Consider the following 3,357-nt stretch of genomic DNA (forward strand, 5'->3'; position numbering starts at 1 on the left):
GCATGATGCGTACCCGTGTTTGATCAGCCAGGGATTGAAATACTTCTTGAGGTTGTATGTTTATTAGATGCATAGTTGCACTATAATGCAACTATTAATTATTTACAACCAATTTTTTTCCCACTTCACCGGCATTGAAAAGGCGTCTTTTCGTTAAACCCATTCCCTCCTAACGCTTAGGTTGGAAATTATTGCTTTGCTGCAATTTACGAAATCAAAAAAGTTTATCCAGTTTCCAGTAAACCTCGAGCAAGATCAGGCTGTACAGTAAGCCTGCGGTCTAATGAGACTCAGTATTGTACAAAACGACTACCGGATGGTAGTCATTTGCGGTCGCCACATCGGTCAAAGTTTCTGGGTTTCGTTATTTTTAGAGGCACATTTAAACAGAACACACCCAATCTTTTTATGATTATGGGTGTTATCGTCCCTGTTCTTTTGAATTACTTCTTCTTAGGCTTGGGCTTGTTCACAGCATCTTTAAGCCTCTGACCCGGGCTAAACTTGGGCACAACAGATGCGGCAATTTTTAACTCTGCACCTGTTTGTGGGTTACGACCAGTACGTGCAGCACGCTTGCTCGTTTTGAAAGACCCGAAACCCACTAACATCACCACATCACCTTTCTTTAAGATATTGCTGACCGTTTCTGTGAAAGCGGCAATACAATCACCAATAGCACGCTTGGAAACGTCAGGTACTTTGGCAGAAATAGCATCAATTAATTCAGATTTGTTCATACCGATGATCTCCCGAGATTTTTTTATAGACCCCTCTTAATAGGGGACTAACGTATCATACACCAGCCAATAACAAATATGGCTCCCCCATATTTACACTGACACAGACGTCATGTGACTGCTTTTGGCACGGTATAATAACTCCGTCCTGTTTTGAGTGATACTGATCACAGCTGGCAGATAGCTGTCAGTGAAGGCAGGACATTCACCCGCAGATAACGAATAATTGGCACTAATATTCGATGTTTCCAGTTTCGATTTCGAATCCGCAGGTGCGCTTGGGTTCGTTAACGAATACTCAGGGTGCGCCGCATAACCGGCTCGCTATATCGTCTTCGCAAAACTCATGCATGCATATCGACCTGAAGGCCGGTTAATGTGTCGCTCAACCTGATGTAGCGAGTTCTCAACAGGAGTTATTATTGCCCGTGATCACGAGAAACCCGCCAAGCAGAGTCCCTTCATGCAACCATTTCTCCATGACTCTGGCGACCCCGTCCCCATTGGGAAAATAGACCGCGGATCGAACCAATAGATTCGTCACCGCCGACGCACTTTCGTCGTAAACGCAGCCGTTTTTCCTAGCACTGTCGCGGCTTTCCGACCCGCCAACCCCTACTGCCCAAACTGTAAAAGAGCAAATCTCCCTAGACGCGAGTTTTTCTGATTAAGGACAGCACGTCAAGTAAAGTTTTATTGACAGCGTGAAGCACCGGTGACATAAAGGTGGTCAGGTTGCTTTGGAGATGTTGGGGAAACCCCTTTAAGGGTGATAGGGAGATATCTTTACTTCTTAAAACTCCGGTGTAATTCATTGCCCTTGCGCGTTAAAAGTCGATCAAACCCGTACGCAGGTCCAACAGCCATTCGATATCCGAACCCCCATCCTTTATGTGCCACTCTTCCCTGAGCTTGCCGAAACCAATGCCTGGAAACCCACCCCATTTCAATATAGCAAGACGAAGATATGGCACAAAAGGTAGATTATGCCTCTCATTCATGAGTACATCATCAATTGCAGTATTAGGGAGGGAAAAACCGTAGGGAGCACCACCACTCACATTATCCTTGTGAAGCATGTCTGGTGCTATAGCCGCGACGAATGGTCCAGTTTCATTTTCTCCGTACTCTTCGACGGCTGCTCGCCAATCGTGAAAATCCAAAATGCAAGCGTCTGGAGGCTGAACAACAAGCGGATCGGTATAACTTGGCCAACCTTCTGGAACTCGGCCCATCAAGGACACAGCACCGACGGTTTCCCAAAAAATTCTTAGCGAAAGAGGTATTGCACCGGCCAGATTTTCGAATTCATTGACCTGAGCCACTAACTCACCCGAAGGCTGAACTATCGGACCAAAGCTATAGGGGATCGGTGAGCCATCGGGATATTGATCGAACCGGTAACCATGCCCGGCCAGACGATCAACTATCGTATTGATATTCTCCCGCACTCTGCGCATGGTTTCCAATGCAACGGCGCGAACATCGTCAAATACTTCTGCTTGCTGTGCTTTTGCACCGAGATTTGTCAGTTCGGCCCACACAGCCTCGTATTCGCCTCTCATGTAGCGATCAAAGTAACGCATAAATCAACCTTTCATGAGACATCAAGTAACATCAAAAGAGAGGGCCGCCAGGTTTGAGCGCACTTCCGGGCAATACGTTGCTATCTATTAGCGTGCCTTGACACATGTTACAAATTCGATTTGTAGCCCCTGTTACCAGCGGTTGCAAACCGCGAGATTGCGCCCATGCAACACCATTTTGTTCCGCGTGACCTGAAAAGCCTCTCGCTTCTACCTCATTGGGTCCAAGCATCTGTCTTATCGCGGAGGGCAGCCTTCCGTTGCTTGAACTAACAATATCCACTATAGTTCCACTTTGCGGATTCATCGCACGAGTAACTGCAATCGTTTCATATTGAATTGATCTACCTTGGGCCTGCCGGAATTCGTTTACCCTTCCCTGGAACACCTGCTGCTCTGCCGCCAAGACATTCTGTGCCGACTGTACATCAGCTCCTGTAGGACCAGACCCACCAACCCCTGTAGTGCCCCAATAATTTGGATTATACCGTTGTATCCGCTCATCGACTTGGCGTACTTGAGCCATCGAACCTAAGTTTTGAACTGTCGGCTCCGCCTCAAGATTTCCTAGTGGCAGCCAGAGCTGAACCGGTGGTCTGCCCCCGCCAGCAGCCACTATATTCCAGTAGGGGTCATCTACTGGCCTACCAGTGAAACCCGAGGAAGCGCCATTCGGTGCTCCAGCAAGCAGTCCTGTCTGGTCGGTGAAGTTGACCGGATTGCCATTCACATAGGCGTACTGGTTAATCCCGCCCTGCAACCCAATCGGATCACGGGAGACGAACCGCGCAATACTCGGGTCATAGAACCTAGCGCGATAGTACGTCAATCCCGTCTCGTCAGGCTCCCGTCCAGTATACCCATATTGAGCACTCTGCGGAATCGTCCCCGCAATCTTGTTGCCCCAGGCATCAAAACGCTCAGTCTGAGTTGTCATGTCGGTACTATTGGAGAGCCCTACAACACTGCCCAGCCCATCCGCATGGTAATACTGCGCCTGCCCGTAGGTGGCAGTCCCTGTCACGGCCGCC

General features: G+C 48.5%; 3 protein-coding genes. All 3 read right to left on the reverse strand.

Annotated elements, in window-relative coordinates; translation table 11 throughout:
- Positions 1–443: 443 nt before the first annotated feature.
- On the reverse strand, positions 444–740 hold the full coding sequence (locus EDC63_RS18330; RefSeq protein ID WP_124946966.1) for an HU family DNA-binding protein: 297 nt from the start codon (positions 738–740) through the stop codon (positions 444–446).
- 827 nt (positions 741–1,567) lie between these two features.
- Entirely contained in the window at positions 1,568–2,326 is a 759-nt protein-coding gene (locus EDC63_RS18335) for a hypothetical protein (RefSeq protein WP_124946967.1), read from the reverse strand.
- Positions 2,327–2,357: 31 nt separating this feature from the next.
- Positions 2,358–3,357: RHS repeat-associated core domain-containing protein (locus EDC63_RS18340; protein ID WP_132920989.1), on the reverse strand; the 1,000-nt coding region annotated here is incomplete at its 5' end.

Origin of the sequence: Sulfurirhabdus autotrophica (genome assembly GCF_004346685.1) — a bacterium.
GTDB classification, from domain to species: domain Bacteria; phylum Pseudomonadota; class Gammaproteobacteria; order Burkholderiales; family SMCO01; genus Sulfurirhabdus; species Sulfurirhabdus autotrophica.